This is a genomic window from Microbacterium tenebrionis, assembly GCF_903645325.1.
Lineage (GTDB): Bacteria > Actinomycetota > Actinomycetes > Actinomycetales > Microbacteriaceae > Microbacterium > Microbacterium tenebrionis.
Genome location: NZ_CAHJXQ010000008.1, coordinates 1 through 19,951, shown reverse-complemented (window position 1 = coordinate 19,951; position 19,951 = coordinate 1). Strand labels below are relative to the sequence as shown.

Here is a 19,951-nt window from a genome sequence, read left to right as displayed (position 1 = left end):
GATCAGTCACCGCCTCCCCGGCCGCCCACGCTCTGGCGGGTGCCCTCGGGGGTCAGGTCGCCGGCGGCGCCCGCGGTGATGCCGCGCCGCCCGACCAGCTGCTCGAACTCTGTGACGTCCTGCGCGAGCTCCTGCGCCGCCGCGTACTCGATCTCGCCCGCGCGCACGAGGCGGGCGAGATCCTGATCGAGCGTGTGCATGCCGATGTCGTTGCCGGCCTGCAGCGCGGTGCGCAGCTGGTGCGTCTTGCCGGCGCGGATCAGGCTCTGGATCGCCGGGGTCGTGAACATGACCTCCGTCGCCACCGCTCGGCCCCGGCCGCCGGCGCGCGGGATCAGCGTCTGCACGACCACGGCGCGCAGGGTGGCCGCCAGCTGCGTGCGCACCTGGGCCTGCTGGTGCGAGGGGTAGACGTCGATGATGCGGTCGATCGTCTGGCCGGCATCCTGCGTGTGCAGGGTCGCGAAGACGAGGTGACCGGTCTCAGCCGCCGTCAGTGCCGTCGAAATGGTCTCGAGGTCGCGCATCTCGCCGACGAGGATGATGTCGGGGTCCTGACGCAGCGCGTGCTTGAGGGCATCCGAGAAGCTGTGGGTGTCGGCGCCGATCTCGCGCTGGTTGATGATGCCGCGCTTGTGGTGGTGCAGGAACTCGATCGGGTCCTCGACGGTGATGATGTGCGAGGCGCGCGTGGAGTTCGCGCGGTCGATGATCGCAGCGAGCGTGGTCGACTTGCCGGAGCCGGTCGGCCCGCAGACCAGCACGAGGCCGCGCGGCAGGTTGGCGAGGGCGACGAGCTCGCGCGGCAGGCCCAGCTGCGAGACCGACTTGATCTCGGTGGGGATGATGCGCAGCGCCGCGCCGATGCCCCGCTGGTCGCGGAAGACGTTCACGCGGAAGCGGGCGATGTCGCCGACGGCCCACGCCAGGTCGAGCTCGAGGTCGCGGGCGAACGCCGTCATCATCGTCTCGGGCACGAAGCCGCGGATGACGCGCTCGGTGCGCTCGCGGTCCCACACCGACGTGTCGGTCACGGTCTTCAACTGGCCGTCCAGGCGCACGACAGGAGTCGACTCGGCCACGATGTGCAGGTCGGATGCGCCGAGATCGAGGATCGCTGTCACGGCCGCGACGAACTCCGGGTCGACCTCGGGATTCTCGGCGATCATCGCCTGTTCGATCTCGGTGGCGCGGCTGGGTCGCGTCGGACGGGTCGAGCGCTCGCTGAAGTCGGGCAGGCCCGGTGCCAGTTCGGCGTCGACTGCGGCGTCCAGCGCCCTGGTCGGAGCGGCGGCGATCGCGTGGGCGGTGTCGAGGATGCTCGGGGGCGCTGGCGCCGCTGCGGTCGGTGCGTCGGCAGCGGGGTTCGTCGGCGCCGGGGCCGCCGCAGGCGGGGTCTGCGCGCCGGGCAGGGTGACTCCGGGGATGCCGGTGAGGAAGGAGTGCAGCTCGGTGTCGGCCTCGGTGCCGCCGAACAGCGCATCGAAGCGGGAGACGCCCGGTGGGAAGGCGGGCTCGTTCTCGGTCGTCACTGACGGACCTTTCGTGATCTGGGGAAGGGGTGCGCCTGGGGAGCGCACCTGGGGGTGAGCAGGAAGTGGGAGGTGAGCAGGAAGTGGGAAGCGGGTGGGTCAGACGGTGACGCGGAGGATCTCGTCGACCGAGGTGAGGCCGAGCAGCACCTTCGCCCAGCCGTCCTGACGGAGCCGGGTCATGCCCTGGCTCGTGGCGTACTCGGCGATCCGGGCGGTGGGGGCGTTGGCGACCGCCATCCGCTCGACCTCGTCGTCGACGGCCATGACCTCGTGCACGGCGATCCGGCCCCGGTAGCCGGTGTTCGAGCACTGCGAGCAGCCCTTGGGACGGTGGATCATCGGCGGATCCTGCAGCATCTCGGGCGGTGCGCCCACGATGCGCAGCTCGGTCTCGGTCGCCGGCGACGACGTCTTGCACCGCTCGCACAGCCGGCGGGCCAGACGCTGGGCGACGACCGAGTCGAGGGCAGAGCCGACGAGGAACGGCTCGACGCCCATCTCGATCAGTCGGGTGACCGAGCTCGGGGCGTCGTTGGTGTGCAGCGTCGAGAGCACGAGGTGTCCGGTCAGCGACGCTTCGATCGCGATCTTCGCGGTCTCCTCATCGCGGATCTCGCCGAGCAGGATCACATCCGGGTCCGAGCGCAGGATCGAGCGCAGGGCGGCGGAGAACGTCAGCCCCGCACGGTTGTTGACCTGAACCTGGTTGATCCCCGGCATCCGGTACTCGACGGGATCCTCGACCGTGATGACGTTGACCGTCGGCTTCGCGATCGCCGCGAGCGTGGTGTACAGCGTGGTCGACTTGCCGGATCCGGTGGGGCCGGTGACGAGCATCATCCCGTACGGTTTGGTGAAGCTGTTGCGGAAGACCTCCATGTTGCGGTCGAGCATGCCGAGATCGCTGAGCTTCAGGCTCGCGACGGGCGAGTCGAGCACACGGGCGACGACCTTCTCGCCCCAGACCGTCGGCAGGGTCGCCACGCGCAGGTCGACCGTGCGGCCGCCGTGCATGATCGAGATGCGGCCGTCCTGCGGCTTGCGGCGCTCGCCGATGTCGAGCTCGGCCATCACCTTCAGACGGCTGATGACGCCGGCGACCATGTTGCGCGGCACGCGCTGCACCTCGGTGAGCACGCCGTCGATGCGGTACCGCACACGCAGATCCTCGCGGCCCGGTTCGATGTGGATGTCGGAGGCGCGGTCCATGACGGCCTGGCTGATGATCAGGTTCACGAAGCGGATGATCGGCGCCTCGTCGTCGCCGGCGGCATCCGCGACGTCCTGCGTCCACACCTCCTTCTCGAGCGGCGAGTCGCTCTCGAAGGCGGAGGTGAGCTCTTCGAGCTCGGAGTCGACGCGGTGATAGCGGTCGATCGCGGCGAGGATCGCCTCGCGCTCGGCGACGACGGGAGCGATCGGCATGCGCACGACCGCGGCGACGTCGTCGAGCACGATGACGTTCTCGGGGTCTGCGACGACGACGACCAGGCGTTCTCCGACGCGCGAGATCGGCAGCACGGCCTGACGGCGGCACATCTGGTCGGGGATGAGGTTCACCACGCCCGGCTCGACGACGAACTCGGTCAGATCGACGTAGGCCAGCCCCAGGCGCTCGGCGAGGGCGACGGCCCGCTCGCGCGGCGTGCGGGTGTCTTCCTCCACCGGTTCGACGACCGCGGCGGGGATCTCGGGTGCCGCAGGGGTAGTGGCCTCACCGGCGGCGCCGTCCGGCGCGACCGGAGCCGCAGTCGGCGCGAAGGTGGAGGCGATGGACATCGCTCGGCGGCGGGCCCGCCGCGAGGTCGGCGCCGGTTCAGCCAGCTGCGCGACGGTGGCATCCTCGGTGAAGAGCTGGTCGGCGGCATCCGTCGCCTGCGCAGCCGGAGCGCTCTGCTGCGCGGGCGCGCTGGGCGTCACGGGCAGGGGGGATTCCGGCGCCAGGGTGTCGACGGCGGTCGCCGTGCCCGCAGCGGCAGAACCTTCGGCGGTGAGCAGCGCGTTCCAGGCGAGGTCGCGGGTGGTCGGGTGCGGCTCCGCTGCCACCGTCAGCTGTCGGCGTGGACTCGGACGCGTGTTCTGAGCCCCACCGGATGCAGCATCCGGACGCTCGCGACGGAATATGGACACGGCTTTCCCCTTGTTCGCCCTGAGTCTGGCTCGCTGACGAAGCGCTGGTCAGCGCCTCGACTGCGATTCGTCTCAGGCGAAACTCGGATAGTGCCTGAAACGATGTCACGGGTCGACAGAGCAAGCCCCGAAAATCAAGCACGATCTCCCCTAATGACTCACTATGGAGCAAAACCGGCCGTCAAGCCAAGCGCTTCTGTGAATTCGCTTGCATAGACGCCGCTTCGCCGCCTCCCGTTCACTCGCCGTCGTCTTCCCCTCCATGTTCGGCCAGACCTACGCCGCGGAACCCGACGTGCTCATCGAGCAGCTCGAGCAGGTCGACGCGGTCATGGCCGCCGCCACCCTGATGCTCACGATCCCGGCCCCCCTCCGTGCACAGCTTCGGATCGTGGGCCCGACACGCCGGGTGGGTGCTGGATGCCGCGGCGTGTCGCCCTCGGCATCCGAAGCTGTGCGCGGACCGCAGCGGGCTGCGCTGGAGCACGGCGCCGCTACGCTTCGAGCATGGGTGTGATGTCCCAGCCGCGTGCACAACTTCGGACGCCCCGTCCGACACGCCGCTCGATGGCCGCATGCCGCGGCGGGTCGCCCACAGCATCCGAAGCTGTGCACGGGGGAACCGGCGATCGTGCGCCCGGTAACCTGGAACCCATGCTGAACATGGCCGAGGGGCTTGCACGCCTGCGCGCGCTCGCCGAGGCACCGGTCGTGTCCGAGGTCGCCTCCGCGTTCCAGGCCGCCGGTTTCGAGCTCGCCGTCGTCGGAGGACCGGTGCGCGACGCGTTGCTCGGCCGCGAGACGAACGACCTCGACTTCACGACGGACGCCTCGCCCGACGAGATCCTGCGCATCGTCACGCCGATCTCCACTGCGCAGTGGGACATCGGCCGCGCGTTCGGGACGATCGGAGCCCGCGTCCAGGGCGAGCAGGTCGAGATCACGACCTACCGCGCCGACAGCTACGACGGCGTGACGCGCAAGCCCACCGTCGAGTTCGGCGACACGATCGACGGCGACCTCGCGCGCCGCGACTTCCGCGTCAATGCCATGGCCCTGCAAGTCGCGTCCCCGGAGTCCGGGCGCGAGATCAAGCTCATCGACCCGACCGGCGGCGTCGAGGATCTCGTCGCCGGCATCCTGCGGACACCTGCGGACCCGACCGTGAGCTTCGGCGACGATCCGCTCCGGATGCTGCGGGCCGCCCGCTTCAGCGCGCAGCTCGGCTTCGACATCGACCCCGCCACGCACGACGCGGTCGCGCAGTTGCGCGAGACGCTGAAGATCGTCAGCCCCGAGCGGGTGCAGGGCGAGCTCGTGCGGCTCATGCAGACGGATGATCCGGTGCGCGGCATCCGCGTCCTCGTCGAGACCGGACTCATCGACGAGTTCCTGCCCGAGATCAGCGCCCTGCGGCTCGAGGTCGACGAGCACCACCACCACAAGGACGTCTACGAGCACTCGCTCACCGTGCTGCAGCAGGCGATCGAGCTCGAGCACTCCCGGCATGCCGGCGAGGCGCCGGACGTCGCGCTGCGCATCGCGGCGCTGTTGCACGACATCGGCAAGCCGCGCACCCGCAAGCTCGAGCCCGGGGGGGCGGTGACCTTCCACCACCACGACGTCGTCGGATCGCGCATGGCGCGCAAGCGCCTGCAGGCGCTGCGCTTCGACGGCGAGACGACGGATGCCGTCGCGAAGCTCATCGAGCTGCACCTGCGGTTCTTCGGGTACGCCGAGGGGGCGTGGACGGATGCCGCCGTCCGCCGTTATGTGCGCGACGCGGGCGATCTGCTCGAGCGCCTGCACATCCTGACCCGGGCCGACGTCACCACGCGCAATCGGCGCAAGGCGGCCCGGCTCGCGAGCGCCTACGACGACATCGAGACGCGCATCTCGGCCCTCGCCGAGCAGGAGGAGCTCGACGCCATGCGGCCGGAGCTCGACGGCAATCAGATCCAGGAGATCCTCGACATCGGCCCCGGCCGGGAGGTCGGCGAGGCCTACCGGTTCCTGCTCGACATCCGCCTCGATGAGGGGATCATCGGGCCGGATGCCGCCGAGCAGCGCCTCCGCGACTGGTGGGCGGCCCGGGCGTAACCCGCAGAGAATTGCTCTGCATGCCGAAAACGGCGTCGTCAGCGGCAGTCTCGCGCGACAGGGCGATTCTCACCGCGGCCACGCTCGCGACGGTGCGCATGTGACGCCGAAGGCGCGCTCACCGGCGTGCTGGATGCTGTCACGGAGTCGTGGGCGAGGACCGCATGATCTCCCGCTCGGAATAGTTGCGACCGAGTTTGGTTGCATCTGCAAGTAACACATCGCAGAGGAGCATCCATGACCGCCATCGTCTCGGACGATTGGGAGCAGCCGGCCCCCGCTGCAGCGCTGTTCCTGCACGGCTACGGATCGAACGAGCGCGACCTCGTCGCCCTGGCATCCGCCCTTCCCGAAGGGATGCCGTGGGCGTCTCTGCGCGCCCCGATCGAGCTCGCCCCTGGCGGCTACGCGTGGTTCCGGATCGTCACACCGGGGCATCCCGACCAGGACGCGTTGGATGCCGCGACCGCCGCGATCTGGTCATGGGCAGATGCCGCACTCCCGACCTCGACGCGAATCGTGCCGATCGGATTCTCGCAGGGCGGCCTCATGGCGACCCAGTTGCTGCGCACGGCGCCGGAGCGCGTGCTCGCCCCGGTCGTCCTCGGCGGATTCGTGGCCGCGGGGGAGCAGAAGGCGGATGCCGTGCTGCGCGCGACACGTCCCGCGATGTTCCTCGGCCGGGGCGAGCAGGACAGGGTCATCGCGTCCGATGCGGTGGTCCGGACCGACGCGTGGGCGCCCGAGCACACCGAGCTCGAGGATCGCCGATACCCCGGACTCGGCCACGGGATCGACGCCCGTGAACTCGCCGACGTGCAGGCGTTCCTCGCCCGCGAGACGGAGACGGGGTTTCCAGCATGAGACCCCTGTCAGCAACCCCCGTTTCATGCAGCAGACCCCGTCTCGCGACGGCGAGCAGGAGAGACGACACGCGATGACCTCCCCCTTCGAGATCGGCATCTTCACATTCGGTGAGCTCAGCCGCACCGCGGGCGGCGCCTTCACGCCTCCGGCAGCGCGCCTCGAACAGCTCCTGGAGTGGGCGCGCGTCGCCGACCAGGCGGGCCTCGACGTCTTCGGCGTCGGCGAGCATCACCGCCCCGACTTCGCGGTCTCCTCTCCGCAGATGGTGCTCGCCGCCGCGGCGCGCGAGACCGAGCGGATCCGTCTGACGAGCACCGTCACCGTGATCTCCAGCGCCGACCCGGTGCGTCTGCACGAGGAGTTCGCGACCCTCGATCTGCTGAGCGCCGGCCGCGCCGAGATCACCGCCGGTCGCGGAGCCTACGTCGAGTCGTTCCCGCTCTTCGGCCAGGACCTCGCCCGCTACGACGAGTACTTCGACGACCGCCTCGACCTGCTGCTCGCCGCCCGCGAGAACGCCGAGGTCACGTGGTCGGGCACGACGCGCGCTCCGCTTCAGGATGCCGGCGTCCACCCGCGCCCGCTGCAGGAGAAGCTGCCCGTGTGGATCGCGGTCGGCGGCACACCGGCATCCGCTGCACGCGCCGGCACCCTCGGGCTGCCGATGTATCTCGCGATCCTCGGGGCACCGGCGCGGTTCACGGCCCTCGCCGACCTGCACCGGAAGGCTGCGAGCGCGGCCGGGCATCCGGCCCCGAGGCTCGGCGTCACCTCGCACTTCCACGTGGCCGAGACGACGCAGGCCGCCCGTGACGCGTTCTTCCCGCACTACGCGGCGTACTTCGCCGAGAACATGCCCCGCGGCGGACGCCTCGACCGCGACACCTTCGACGCCTGGGCGAACCCCGGCGGCGCCCTGTTCGCCGGCAGCCCGGCCGAGATCGTCGACAAGATCCTGTGGGAGCACGAACTGCTCGGGCATACGCGCTTCCTCGCACAGGTGGGTCTGGGTGGGATCGGCCAGCGCGAGACGCTCCGGTCGATCGAACTGCTCGCCACCGAGGTGCTGCCGAGGTGCGCCGGGCGATCGGGTAGGCGGGACGCGCACCGGGCTGCAGCCGCGAAGATCCGCCGGAGCCCCTGTCCCCACGGCATCCGCCCTCGTACACTGGCCGTAGCTCCGTCACCGACGATCGGAGGCCTCATGCCGTCACCGTGGGCATCGTCACGCGATGCCGGGAGCCCTGCGTCGCGTCTGATCATCGAACGCGCGCACGAGGAGCTCGTCGCGGGCAACGTCGACGACCACCGGCTGGAGCAGGTGCGTCCGCTCGTGCGCGAGTCGTGGGAGCGCGCGTGGCAGCTGCGCGTGCGGGCCGAAGGGCTCCCGACGATCGACCTCGGCGGCGACGAGCTCGAGACCTATCGAAGCGGGCATCCGCTCGCCGGCGTCATGGACATGATCCGCGGGCTGCTGCTCCCCGGCGACCCGACCGACTCCGGGGTCATGGTCGCCGTGGGCGATCACGTCGGGCGGCTGCTGTGGGTGGAGGGCGATCTGCATCAGCGCGTCCTCACCGGCGAGATGGGCTTCATCGAGGGCGCGAACTGGTCGGAGGAGTCGGTCGGCACAGCCGCCCCCGGGCTCGCCATCGCGCTCGGTCAGTCGGTGCAGGTGCACGAGGCCGAGCACTACAACCGGCTCGTGCACCCCTGGTCGTGCACGGCAGCGCCCGTCTTCGACCCCGAGACCCGACGCCTTCTCGGCGTCATCGACGTCACCGGCGGCGCCGAGGCGGCGACGCCCCAGGCGCGCATGCTCGTGGATGCCACCGCCAGGGCCGTCGAGTCCGAACTGCTCGTCTCGCGACTGAAGGCGCGCAGCGCCGAGACTCCGGCCGTCCGGCTGCCGCGTCGCCCCGCCGTCACCCGCGCGATGCTCCGGGTGCTCGGTCGCGACAAGGCGCAGCTCGAGGTCTGCGGTCCCGAGTCGGATTCGGTCATCGCGCTCAGCGCCCGGCACGCAGAGATCCTGCTCATGCTGGCCGTGCACCGCCAGGGGCTCTCCGCCGACCGCCTCACCCAGCTCGTGTACGGCGAGGACGCCTCACCCGACACGCTCCGGCCCGAGGTCGTCCGGCTGCGCAAAGCGCTCGAGCGGCTCTCGCCCGACCTCGCCCCGGAGTCGCGTCCGTACCGGCTGACCGTGCCGCTCGAGACGGATGCGCAGAACGTGCTCTCCCTGCTGGCGCGCGGCGCGCATCGCGTCGCGCTCACCTCGTACCGCGGGCCGGTGCTGCCGGATTCGGCATCCCCCGGGGTCGAGGAGTTCCGCGACGAGGTGCGCGGCGCACTGCGCGAGGCGATGCTGACCGAGGCCAGCGTCGACGTGCTGCTCGCGTACGCCGAGATCCCCGAGGGCGCCGGCGACGTCGAGGCCCTGCGGCTCTGTCTGGAGATGCTGCCGCCGCGTTCGCCTCGCCGCGCCGGGCTCGTCAGCCGCATCGAGCGCCTCGAGCGCGACTGACCGCACCCTGCAACCGGATGCAACGTTGCGCATCTGCGTGCAACGTCCTGCGGCCTACCGTCGACGCAACGATGCAGCACTGAGGCTGCGCGAGCGTCGAAGGAGACAGCATGACCATCGTCGAAGAAACCACGTCCACGGCCTACGCCGCTCCCGGTCAGCCAGGAGCCGTGGCGAACTATCGCCCGCGCTACGGCCACTACATCGGCGGCGAGTTCGTCGAACCCGTCAAGGGCCAGTACTTCGAGAACATCAGCCCCGTCAACGGCAAGCCCTTCACCGAGGTCGGCCGGGGTACCGCCGAAGACATCGATCGCGCCGTCGACACCGCGTGGAAGGCGTTCCAGGGCTGGAAGCGCACGACCCCCGCCGAGCGCAGCGTCATCCTGAACAGGATCGCCGACCGCATCGAGGAGCACCTCGAGGAGATCGCGGTCGCCGAGACGTGGGAGAACGGCAAGCCGGTGCGCGAGACGCTCGCCGCTGACATCCCGCTCGCCGTCGACCACTTCCGCTACTTCGCCGGCGTCCTGCGCGGACAGGAGGGTTCGCTCAGCCAGCTCGACGAGAACACCGTGGCGTACCACTTCCACGAGCCGCTGGGCGTGGTCGGCCAGATCATCCCGTGGAACTTCCCGATCCTCATGGCGACGTGGAAGCTCGCCCCCGCGCTCGCCGCAGGCAACTGCGTCGTGCTCAAGCCCGCCGAGCAGACGCCGGCATCCATCCTGTATCTGTTCGAGATCATCGGCGATCTGCTGCCGGCCGGCGTCGTCAACATCGTCAACGGCTTCGGCATCGAGGCCGGCGCTCCGCTCGCCCAGCACAAGCGCATCCGCAAGATCGCCTTCACCGGCGAGACGACCACCGGCCGGCTGATCATGCAGTACGCCTCGCAGAACCTCATCCCCGTCACGCTCGAGCTCGGAGGCAAGTCCCCGAACGTGTTCTTCGAGGACGTCGCCCGCGAGGACGACCCGTTCTACGACAAGGCGCTCGAGGGCTTCACGATGTTCGCGCTCAACCAGGGCGAGGTGTGCACGTGCCCGTCGCGGGCGCTGATCCAGCGCTCCATCTACGACGGCTTCCTCGCAGACGGCCTGGATCGCGTCGGAAAGATCGTCCAGGGCAATCCGCTCAGCCCCGACACGATGATCGGCGCGCAGGCCTCGAATGACCAGCTCGAGAAGATCCTCAGCTACATCGACATCGGCAAGCAGGGCGGGGCCCGGCTGCTGACGGGCGGCGAGCGGGTCGACCTCGGCGGCGACCTGTCCGAGGGCTTCTATGTCGCGCCGACCGTGTTCGAGGGCACGAACGACATGCGCATCTTCCAGGAGGAGATCTTCGGGCCGGTGCTGTCGGTGACGAGCTTCGAGAACTTCGACGACGCCATCTCGATCGCCAACGACACCCTCTACGGCCTGGGCGCCGGTGTCTGGAGCCGCATCGGCGACACCGCGTACCGCGCCGGACGCGCGATCGAGGCCGGTCGGGTGTGGACCAACACCTACCACCAGTACCCGGCGCATGCCGCGTTCGGCGGGTACAAGCAGTCGGGCATCGGCCGTGAGAACCATCTGAAGATGCTCGACCACTACCAGCAGACCAAGAACCTGCTGGTGTCGTACGCCGAGGGCCCGATGGGCTTCTTCTGAGCTCATGGTCAGCATCGGCACCTACCAGCGGGTGGATCTTACGGATGCCGCCGCCGTGCTGCTGCGCGAACTCACGCAGCAGCACGGCCCGCTGATGTTCCATCAGTCCGGCGGATGCTGCGACGGCTCATCGCCCATGTGCTACCCGGTCGGGATGTTCATCACCGGCCCGAGCGATGTGCTCCTCGGGACGGTGGATGCCGGAACGGATGCCCCGATCGAGGTGTACATGTCGGAACCGCAGTTCGAGTACTGGAAGTACACCCACCTCACCATTGACGTCGTGGAAGGACGCGGCGCCGGGTTCAGCGTCGAGGGCCCGACGGGGAAGAGGTTCCTCATCCGGTCCCGGATGCTGAACGACGCGGAGATGGCGTACTTCGGACTCGCATAGAGATCCGGCGTCGCCGGGGTACGTTGCGGTCTCGTTACGAATCGCGCGCCGGATTCGTGTTGCGTCGCCCCCGCGCGCATTATTGATGGATCGCCGCGTCCGCCCGACGCGGCACCCACCTTCACAGAAGAGGGAGATCCATGTCTCTGCACATCCACAGCCGGGGCCGAGTGAGCCTGGCGATCGGCGCGATCGGCGCCACGAGTCTGATCCTGGCCGGCTGCGCAGCCGGCGGCGGAGGAACGGGCGACGGTGACGGCGGCGGAGGCGGCGGAACGGTCATCGTCGGCACGACCGACAAGGTCACCACCCTCGACCCCGCAGGCTCCTACGACAACGGCTCCCTCGCCGTCCAGACCCAGGTGTTCCCGTACCTGGTCAACACCGACTACAACAGCACCGAGGTCGTGCCCGACCTCGCCGAGTCGGCCGAGTTCACCTCGCCCACCGAGTACACGGTCAAGCTCCCTGCCGACCTGAAGTGGGCCAACGGCAACGACCTGACGTCGGCCGATGTCAAGTTCTCGTTCGACCGCAACCTGAAGATCGCCGACCCGAACGGCGCGTCGAGCCTGCTGTACAACCTCGACAGCGTCGAGACTCCGGACGAGACCACCGTCGTCTTCCACCTGAAGACCGAGAACGACCAGGTGTTCCCGTTCATCCTCACGAGCTTCCCCGGCGCCATCGTCGACGACGAGGTCTTCTCGGCTGACGCACTCACCCCCGACCAGGACATCGTTGACGCGAACGCGTTCGGCGGCCCGTACGCGATCACCTCGTGGGACTTCAACAAGACCGTCGAGTTCGCACCGAACGAGAACTACAAGGGTCTGCTGGATGCCGCCGCCAACGACGGCGTCATCCTCAGCTACTACGCCGAGTCCTCGAACCTGAAGCTCGCCGTTCAGCAGGGCGACGTCGACGTCGCCTACCGCAGCCTGTCGGCCACCGACGTCGAGGACCTCGGCAAGAACGACAAGGTCCAGGTCATCGACGGCCCCGGCGGCGAGATCCGCTACATCGTGTTCAACTTCAACACGCAGCCGTACGGCGCGACGACCGCCGACGCCGACCCGGCCAAGGCACTCGCCGTCCGCCAGGCCGTCGCCGACCTCATCGACCGCGACGCCATCTCCGACCAGGTCTACAAGGGCACCTACACCCCGCTGTACTCCTACGTCCCCGAGGGCTTCGCCGGTGCCACCGAGTCGCTGAAGGGTCTGTACGGCGACGGCAACGGAGCACCGGATGCCGACAAGGCCAAGGCCACGCTCGAGGCAGCCGGCGTCACCACCCCGGTATCGCTGAGCCTGCAGTACAGCCCCGACCACTACGGCCCGTCGTCCGGCGACGAGTACGCGCTGATCAAGTCCCAGCTCGAGGACAGCGGCCTGTTCACCGTCGACCTCAAGTCGACCGAGTGGGTGCAGTACTCCAAGGACCGCACCGCCGACGTCTACCCGGCCTACCAGCTGGGCTGGTTCCCGGACTACTCCGACGCCGACAACTACCTGACGCCGTTCTTCCTCAAGGAGAACTTCCTCGGCAACCACTACGACAACGCCGAGGTCAACGACCTGATCCTGAAGCAGGCCGTCGAGCCGGATGCCGACACCCGCACCGCGGACATCGAGAAGATCCAGGACCTCGTCGCCCAGGACCTGTCGACGGTGCCGTACCTGCAGGGCGCCCAGGTGGCTGTGGCCGGAACGAGTGTGGACGGCGTCATCCTCGACGCTTCGTTCAAGCTCCGGTTCGCTCCGATCACCAACAACTAGCGTGTCTGGCCGTCGGGTGTGCGTGGCAAACGCACACCCGACGGCCGATGCCTGTACTTCGTCATGACGACAGATATCTCCGTCCCCTCCGCGGGCGCGCCCGACGCTCCCGGCTCTCCCGCCGCACGCCGTCGCCGCAGCGGCGGCAACTCGCTCGGGCGCTACATCCTCGTGCGGTTCCTCCTGATGATCCCCACGGTGCTGATCCTCGTCACCCTGGTGTTCTTCCTCATCCGCCTCACCGGCGATCCGATCACGGCCGCCCTCGGCGGCCGGCTTCCCGCCGACCAGCTCGCCGACCGCATCCATGAGGCCGGCTACGATCGTCCGGTTCTCGTGCAGTACTTCGAGTACCTCGGGCAGATCCTCACCTTCAATTTCGGCAACACGATCACCGACAACCAGCCGGTGACCGACGTGCTCATCAACTACGGCGGCGCCACGCTCGAACTGGTCTGCTACGCCCTCGTGATCGCCTTCCTCATCGGCATCCCGTTCGGCATGATCGCCGCGGCCAAGCGCGACCGCTGGCAGGACGCGACGCTTCGCGTCTCCGCGATCCTGTTCTACGCCACACCGGTCTTCTTCTCCGGCCTGGTCGCCAAGCTCATCTTCTCGGTGTGGCTCGGCTGGCTGCCCGTCTCCGGGCGAGCGGACGTGCGCACCGAGGTGGCGCTCAACCGCAGCGGTGGCACCGGGATCTACCTGATCGACGCGATCGCGTCCGGCAACCCGGCGTACATCCAGGACGTCCTGCTGCACGCGATCCTCCCCGCGATCACGCTCGGGCTCCTGACGGCCGGGATCTTCCTGCGCCTCGTGCGCACGAACGTCATCGGCACGTTCAACATGCCGTACATCGATGCCGCACGCTCCCGTGGCGTGCATGAGGGGCGTCTGGTGCGCAAGCACGCGTACCGGCCGGCGCTGATCCCGATTATCACCGTGATCGGACTGCAGATCGCCCTCATGCTCGGTGGCGCCGTGCTCACCGAGACGACGTTCGAATGGAACGGCCTCGGTTTCCAGCTCGCCGGGTATCTCGGATCCCGCGACTTCGTCGCCGTGCAGGGCATCGTCGCGATGATCGCCGTGATCGTCGCCGTGACGAACTTCCTCGTCGACATCATCGCGGCCTTCATCGACCCGAGGGTGAGGTACTGACATGGCTCGCACCGGTTTCTTCGCCCGGGTCCCCGTGATCCGTCAGCTGCGTCAGAGCGTGGGGCTGCAGCGCGGGATGCTCGTCGCCGGCCTGGTGCTGACAGCGGTGTTCCTCATCTGCGCGATCTTCGCGCCGTGGATCGCCCCGTACTCGTTCAATCAGCTCAAGGGCCCCGACGGCGGCTTCGGCGCGCAGCAGCCGCCGAGCTCCGCACACCTGCTCGGCACCACAGTGGGCGGCTACGACGTCCTGTCGCGAGTGATCTGGGGCGCGCAGACCGCGCTCTTCGTCATCATCGTCGCCGTCGCGCTCTCGGTCGTGGCCGGCGTGCTGCTCGGTCTCCTCTCCGGTTATTTCGGCGGCTGGATCGATCGCGTGGTCGTGGTCATCGCGGATGCCATCTACGCGTTCCCGACCCTGCTGCTGGCCATCGTCGTCGCGATCGCGATCTCGGGCGGGCAATCCGGCCTCTGGCCCGGTGTGATGGCCGCCGCCGTCTCGATCACCGTGGTCTTCATTCCGCAGTACCTGCGCGTCGTACGCGCAGAGGTCGTGCGCGTGAAGGCCGAGGCGTTCGTCGAGTCGGCCAGGGTGATCGGCGCGTCGAACGGACGGATCATGTTCCGCCACGTGCTGCGCAACTCCACGAGGACGCTGCCGCTGATCGTCACGCTCAACGCCTCCGAGGCGATCTCCACGATGGCCGCCCTCGGCTTCCTCGGATTCGGCATCGAGCCGACTGCGGCCGCTGAGTGGGGCTATGACCTGAACAAGTCGATCAGCGACGTCTCGGCGGGGATCTGGTGGACGGCCATCCCGCCAGGGCTCGCCATCGTGCTGGTGGTGCTCGGCATCACGCTCATCGGTGAGAGCCTGAACGACCTCGCCGACCCGCGCCTGCGGGCACGGCGCCGCGCCGGCAAGACTCCGGCCGACGCCGTCGCCGCGTCTCAACCGGTCGCGCGCGAGTTCATGGGAGAGGTGGAGTGATGGCATCCGCTGTGGAGATTCGCGATCTCGACGTCACGTTCGTCACCGACTCCGGTGATGTGCACGCCGTGCGCGGCGTGAGCCTGGACGTGCGTGCCGGCGAGGTGCTCGCCATCGTGGGCGAGAGCGGATCGGGCAAGACCGTGACGGCTCGCTCGATTCTCGGGCTCCTCCCCGAGACGTCGACGATCCGCGGTGCCGTCGTGGTCGACGGCACCGACGTGACGGCTCTGGATGCTGCTGGACTGCGGTCGTTGCGCGGCGAGAAGGCCGCGATGGTCTTCCAGGAGCCGTCCACAGCGCTGAACCCGGTTTTCCCCGTCGGGTGGCAGATCGCCGAGGGACTTCGGGCGCACGGCAACGTCTCCAAGCAGGAGGCCCGTCGCCGAGCCGTCGACATGCTGCGCCGTGTCGGCATCCCCGAACCGGAGCGCCGTGTCAACGACTACCCGCATCAGTTCTCGGGCGGTCAGAAGCAGCGCGTCGTCATCGCGATGGCGCTCGCGCTCGACCCCGCCGTGATCATCGCGGATGAGCCGACGACGGCCCTGGACGTCACGGTGCAGGCCGAGATCCTCGAGCTGCTGCGCACGCTCCGCGACGAGGAGGGCACGGCGATCGTGCTCATCACGCACAACATGGGCGTCGTCGCCGACCTCGCCGATCGCGTCGCCGTCATGCTCGAGGGAGAACTCGTCGAGACCGCTCCAGTGGGCGAGCTGTTCGCCCACCCGCAGCACGAGTACACGAAGCGGCTGCTGGCCGCTGTGCCGCGGCTGCAGATCAGCGAGCGCGAAGCGCCGGTGTCCGAGACGGGTCCTCTGGTCAAGGCCGAGGGGCTTGTGATCGAGTACCCGGGACGCTTCGGTCGCAGTGCCTTCCAGGCCGTGAAGCGCATCGACTTCACGCTGTCGCCGGGTGAGGTCGTGGGGCTGGTCGGTGAGAGCGGATCGGGCAAGACCACGATCGGACGCGCGATCGCCGGCCTCACCCCGGTCGCCGGAGGATCGCTCGAGGTGCTCGGCGTGGAGATGAACGGCGTGAAGGAGCGGCAGTTCCGCCCGCACCGCAAGGATCTCGGTTTCGTCTTCCAGGACCCGGCGACGAGCTTCAACCCGTTGCTGACGATCGCGCAGAACGTCGCCGAGCCGCTTATCGTGCACGGGCTGGCGAAGAACCCGGCGGATGCCAGGGGCAAGGTGGACGAGCTGCTCGACGCCGTGCAGCTGTCGGGGGCGTACGGCGACCGCTTCCCGCACGAGTTGTCGGGCGGTCAGCGTCAGCGCGCCTCGCTCGCCCGAGCCCTGGCCCTGGACCCGAAGCTGCTCATCGCCGATGAGCCGACCAGTGCGCTGGACGTGTCGGTGCAGGCGAAGGTGCTCGAGCTGTTCGGCGAACTGCAGGAGCGGTTCGGGTTCGCGACGCTGTTCATCACGCATGACCTCGCCGTCGTCGACATGCTCGCGCACAAGGTGGTCGTGCTGCACCATGGTGAGATCGCTGAGGCGGGCCCTACCGCCGAGGTGCTCGGCAACCCGAAGGACGACTACACGCGCAGGCTCATCGCGAGCCTGCCCGTCCCCGACCCGGAGGAGCAGGCCGCCCGCCGTGCCGCCGCCCGCGCCTGACTGCGAGACGGGGCTTGCTGCACGAGACGGGGGTGTATGGCCCGGGTATCATGCTGCAAACCCCGTCTCGTCCGTCTGGTAGCGCACGAGGACGCGCGCGGCCGCGCGTCAGCCGAGCGTGAAGTCCACGACGCGGCCGAACACCCACACCACGGCGAAGAGGATCGCCAGGGCGATGAACACCCAGCGGCCGCTGCGCTTGAGCCGACGGCCCTGCCGGGCGACACCGGGCGGCGGGCTCAGCATCCCCGCCGGCGCGGCGAACGGCAGCGCGTGCGATCCGGCGGTCGGCGTCGAGGGTGACCCGGCGCCGACGGCCTGCGCGTAGGTGCGCCCCTGCTCCTCGAGCAGGCGGTCGTCGCGCCACCGCGCCCACTGGTCGAGCTTGGTCATGAGCGCCCCGACGGCGCCGAACAGCCAGGCCCAGGTCGCGGCATCCAGCGTCGACGCCTCGCGCTTGGTGTACAGGAACAGCCAGTCGTCGACGATCTCGACGTCGAGCTGGGCGGCGCTGTCGATGAAGCGCGCCATGATGTCGGGCGTGAACAGGTACAGGGCGTCCCGCTCGTAGCCCTTCGGGCAGTACAGCGTGAAGTACTGGTCGAAGTCGCCCTCGAGCGACAGGCGCTGATCCTTGCCGAAGGACGCCGGCAGGTTCGACCCGAACCCGTTGTTGCCGAGGGCGTCGAGCACGATGTTCGGCAAGGGCACGTCGAGCTTCACGGCGACGTACCCCCAGCGGTACGTCGTGGAGTTCTTGCCGGACTTCACCGTGTACCGGTAGTTGCCGAACTCGACGAACCGCGGCGTGCTGCCCCGCACGAGCTGCTCCGAGACCCGGGAGCTGCCGATGCCGAAGATCATCCCCGGCAGGGGAGGGTCGAACACCTGATCCTCGTACGTCATGCCGTTGGCCGCCGCGAACCGGCTGATCCGGTAGCGGGCGACCCGCTTCCGCCGCGAGGTGACGAACGCGGCGACGCCGATGCCGACGAACACCACGAGGAGCAGCACGAACGGAAGGCCGATCACGCTCGAGCCGCTGCGGATCGCCGCCGTCACCCCGAGCACGAGCATCGGCACGGCGATCGCCGCCATGATCACCACGACGACGATCGCGATCACCGTTCCGGCCGCGATCCCCCGGCCGGACGAGCGGGCCCGCATGTTGCGGACGAATGCCGAGACCGCCTTCGGATCGACGGGCTCGGTGAGCGGTCGCGCGTCGAATGCGATGGGCTGGGGTGCAGGCGTCGTCACGCCTCCACGGTAGCCGCCGCGACGTCACCTCGCGTTAAGGTGCGGATGCCAGCATCCGAACCCATGCGCAGCGCACAGGTCACCGCGATCCTCCCCGCGAAGGATGCAAAGCCCTACATCGGCACGACGCTCGAGACGCTGCTGCGCCAGTTCGACGACGCCTCCGCCCTCAAGCTCGTCGCGATCGACGACGGCTCGAGCGACGGCACCGGCGACATCATGCGCGCGTACGCTGAACGGTTCGCGCACGCCGAGGTGCTCGTCAACGCCCGGCCGAGCGGACTCGCCACCGCCCGCAACCAGGGCCTCGGCCACGTCGAGGGCGACGCGTTCTGCTTCATCGACGGCGACGACTGGATGCAGCCGCGCCGCCTGCAGGTGCTCGCCGAGCAGTTGCAGTCCCTGGACTGCGACTTCCTGCGCACCGATCACGTGCGCGTGAGGGGGCAGGATCGCCGGCTCGTGCGTGCACCGCATCCGTGGCGCGGCATCGCCGCATCGCCGCGCGACGCGATCCTCCCCGCCGACGACAAGACCATGGTCGACTACCCGTACGCGTGGGCCGGCATCTTCCACCGCCGCGTGATCGACGAGGGACTCGCGGCATTCCCCGACGGGCTGTTCACCGCCGAGGACCGCCCCTGGATCTGGCGCCTGCACCTGCAGGCCCGCCGGTTCGCGGTCGTCGACGCGCCCGCGATCCTCTACCGCCGCGGGGTCACGACCTCGCTCACGCAGGTGCACGATCGCCGCCAGCTCGACTTCGCGCGCGCGATGGCGCAGGTGCTCGAGATCGTGCAGCAGGACGCCGAGGCCGAGCGCTTCCTGCCCAAGGCCGTGCAGACTGTCCTGGCGCTCAGCTCGCACCACATCGTCCGCTCGCGCCGTATGGACGCGGGGTTGCGCCGCGACATGCGCCGGAGCATCCGCGGTCTTCTCGCCACCCTTCCCGTCTCGGATGCCGCGCGGGCCCTCGCGCGGCTGGACGGCTCGCGCAGGCGAGTGCTGGCGCGATCGCTGCGCACGGCGGGGCGCGCCGCATGACGGTCCTGTTCGCGCTGCACAGCGCGTACGGTCTGACGACCGCCGCAGCCGCGATCGATGAGGGGTTCTTCGAGGGCGGCGGCGAGCGAGTGCTCGTGCCGTTCAACTCGGCGCGCGTGCCCGAGACGACGATCGGCATCGACGAGCATCCGCAACTGGCGACCCTGCGTGCGCGCTTCGACCGCGTCGAGTCGCTCGACGCGCTGCTGCAGCCGCGGCATCCGAGCGCGTGGGAGCCGGACGACGAGGAGTTCCCCGTCCTGCGGAGGCTGCTCGAGCGGGCGTGGAGCATCGACGGCGACCTCGAGCTGTGCGTGCAGAGCCCGCAGGTGGCCCCAGCCCGCACGCTCATGGCGCTGTTCCCGGGCGCCCGGCTGACGATCATCGGCGACGGACTGATGACCTATTCGCCGATCCGCGTCGAGCTGCCCCGATCGATCGTCTCGCGCGTCGGCCGCGTCGTCTACGCCGATGTCGTCCCGGGTGTGGAGCCGCTCGTGTTCCGCGAGACGGGGGCTGCGCGGACGCCGGTTCCCGCCGCGGCGTTCGCCGCCGCACTCGCGGAGACCGGGGGAGAGGATGCCGAGCTCGACGCCCTCGCCGACGGCGCCCCGACCGCCCTCGTGCTCGGCCAGTACCTCGCAGCGCTCGGTCTCGTCTCGCCCGACGAGGAGATCCGGATGCAGCAGGACATGATCGATCGCGCGCTGCCATGGAAGCCCGCCCGCATCGTGTTCAAGCCGCATCCGTCCGCGCCTCCCGCGCTCACCGACGCCGTGCGCGAGCGCGCCGAGGAGTACGGCCTCGCGTTCGTCGTCTACCGCGGCCCGGTCCCCGCCGAGATCGTCGCCGAACGGCTGGGCGTCGTCGGC

At 69.4% G+C, this 19,951-nt stretch carries 15 protein-coding genes; 12 read left to right on the top strand and 3 right to left on the bottom strand.

The window, feature by feature from the left end:
• Nucleotides 1–2 precede the first annotated feature (2 nt).
• Together HWX58_RS11300 and HWX58_RS11295 are read right to left on the bottom strand one after the other, a co-directional pair.
• Nucleotides 3–1,532, bottom strand: a complete 1,530-nt coding sequence (locus HWX58_RS11300; RefSeq protein WP_250646202.1) for a type IV pilus twitching motility protein PilT — start codon at nt 1,530–1,532, stop codon at nt 3–5.
• Nucleotides 1,533–1,631: 99 nt separating this feature from the next.
• Complete coding sequence (locus HWX58_RS11295; protein WP_250646201.1) at nt 1,632–3,665, bottom strand: GspE/PulE family protein; 2,034 nt, start codon at nt 3,663–3,665, stop codon at nt 1,632–1,634.
• 262 nt (nt 3,666–3,927) lie between these two features.
• Here HWX58_RS11295 and HWX58_RS15135 point away from each other — a divergent pair, with 262 nt between their 5' ends.
• From HWX58_RS15135 to HWX58_RS11240, 10 genes are all read left to right on the top strand, one after another.
• Nucleotides 3,928–4,182: a hypothetical protein gene (locus HWX58_RS15135; RefSeq protein ID WP_438268257.1), complete on the top strand. Its 255-nt coding sequence runs from the start codon at nt 3,928–3,930 to the stop codon at nt 4,180–4,182.
• Nucleotides 4,183–4,319: 137 nt separating this feature from the next.
• Entirely contained in the window at nt 4,320–5,765 is a 1,446-nt protein-coding gene (locus HWX58_RS11285) for a CCA tRNA nucleotidyltransferase (RefSeq protein WP_175987796.1), read from the top strand.
• Nucleotides 5,766–6,002: 237 nt separating this feature from the next.
• Entirely contained in the window at nt 6,003–6,629 is a 627-nt protein-coding gene (locus HWX58_RS11280) for an alpha/beta hydrolase (RefSeq protein WP_175987794.1), read from the top strand.
• A 73-nt stretch (nt 6,630–6,702) separates the two neighbouring features.
• Nucleotides 6,703–9,159 (top strand): LLM class flavin-dependent oxidoreductase, encoded by a 2,457-nt coding sequence (locus HWX58_RS15130; protein ID WP_250646200.1) that lies wholly within the window; start codon nt 6,703–6,705, stop codon nt 9,157–9,159.
• A 110-nt stretch (nt 9,160–9,269) separates the two neighbouring features.
• Nucleotides 9,270–10,817 carry an acetaldehyde dehydrogenase ExaC gene (exaC, locus tag HWX58_RS11265; protein ID WP_175987792.1) on the top strand — a complete coding sequence of 516 codons (1,548 nt, stop codon included), beginning with the start codon at nt 9,270–9,272 and terminating at the stop codon, nt 10,815–10,817.
• Between the two features lie 4 nt (nt 10,818–10,821).
• The gene (locus tag HWX58_RS11260) at nt 10,822–11,211 is read left to right on the top strand and encodes a DUF779 domain-containing protein (RefSeq protein ID WP_175987790.1); all 390 of its coding nucleotides are present in this window, start codon (nt 10,822–10,824) and stop codon (nt 11,209–11,211) included.
• A 140-nt stretch (nt 11,212–11,351) separates the two neighbouring features.
• Nucleotides 11,352–12,992, top strand: coding sequence for an ABC transporter substrate-binding protein (locus tag HWX58_RS11255; protein WP_175987788.1), 1,641 nt, complete (start codon nt 11,352–11,354; stop codon nt 12,990–12,992).
• Between the two features lie 63 nt (nt 12,993–13,055).
• Nucleotides 13,056–14,156, top strand: a complete 1,101-nt coding sequence (locus tag HWX58_RS11250; RefSeq protein ID WP_175987786.1) for an ABC transporter permease — start codon at nt 13,056–13,058, stop codon at nt 14,154–14,156.
• A gap of 1 nt (nt 14,157) precedes the next feature.
• Nucleotides 14,158–15,147 carry an ABC transporter permease gene (locus tag HWX58_RS11245; protein WP_175987784.1) on the top strand — a complete coding sequence of 330 codons (990 nt, stop codon included), beginning with the start codon at nt 14,158–14,160 and terminating at the stop codon, nt 15,145–15,147.
• Nucleotides 15,147–16,775 (top strand): ABC transporter ATP-binding protein, encoded by a 1,629-nt coding sequence (locus HWX58_RS11240; protein ID WP_175987782.1) that lies wholly within the window; start codon nt 15,147–15,149, stop codon nt 16,773–16,775. The genes HWX58_RS11245 and HWX58_RS11240 overlap by 1 nt, the downstream gene beginning before the upstream one ends.
• Before the next feature lie 108 nt (nt 16,776–16,883).
• On the opposite strand, the gene HWX58_RS11235 is transcribed toward HWX58_RS11240, so the two are convergent.
• Nucleotides 16,884–18,035 carry a hypothetical protein gene (locus tag HWX58_RS11235; protein WP_175987780.1) on the bottom strand — a complete coding sequence of 384 codons (1,152 nt, stop codon included), beginning with the start codon at nt 18,033–18,035 and terminating at the stop codon, nt 16,884–16,886.
• A gap of 63 nt (nt 18,036–18,098) precedes the next feature.
• Here HWX58_RS11235 and HWX58_RS11230 point away from each other — a divergent pair, with 63 nt between their 5' ends.
• Together HWX58_RS11230 and HWX58_RS11225 are read left to right on the top strand one after the other, a co-directional pair.
• Entirely contained in the window at nt 18,099–19,079 is a 981-nt protein-coding gene (locus HWX58_RS11230; RefSeq protein WP_175987778.1) for a glycosyltransferase family 2 protein, read from the top strand.
• A partial coding sequence (locus HWX58_RS11225) for a polysialyltransferase family glycosyltransferase (RefSeq protein ID WP_217702987.1) occupies nt 19,076–19,951 on the top strand: 876 nt, incomplete at its 3' end. The genes HWX58_RS11230 and HWX58_RS11225, both read left to right, overlap by 4 nt.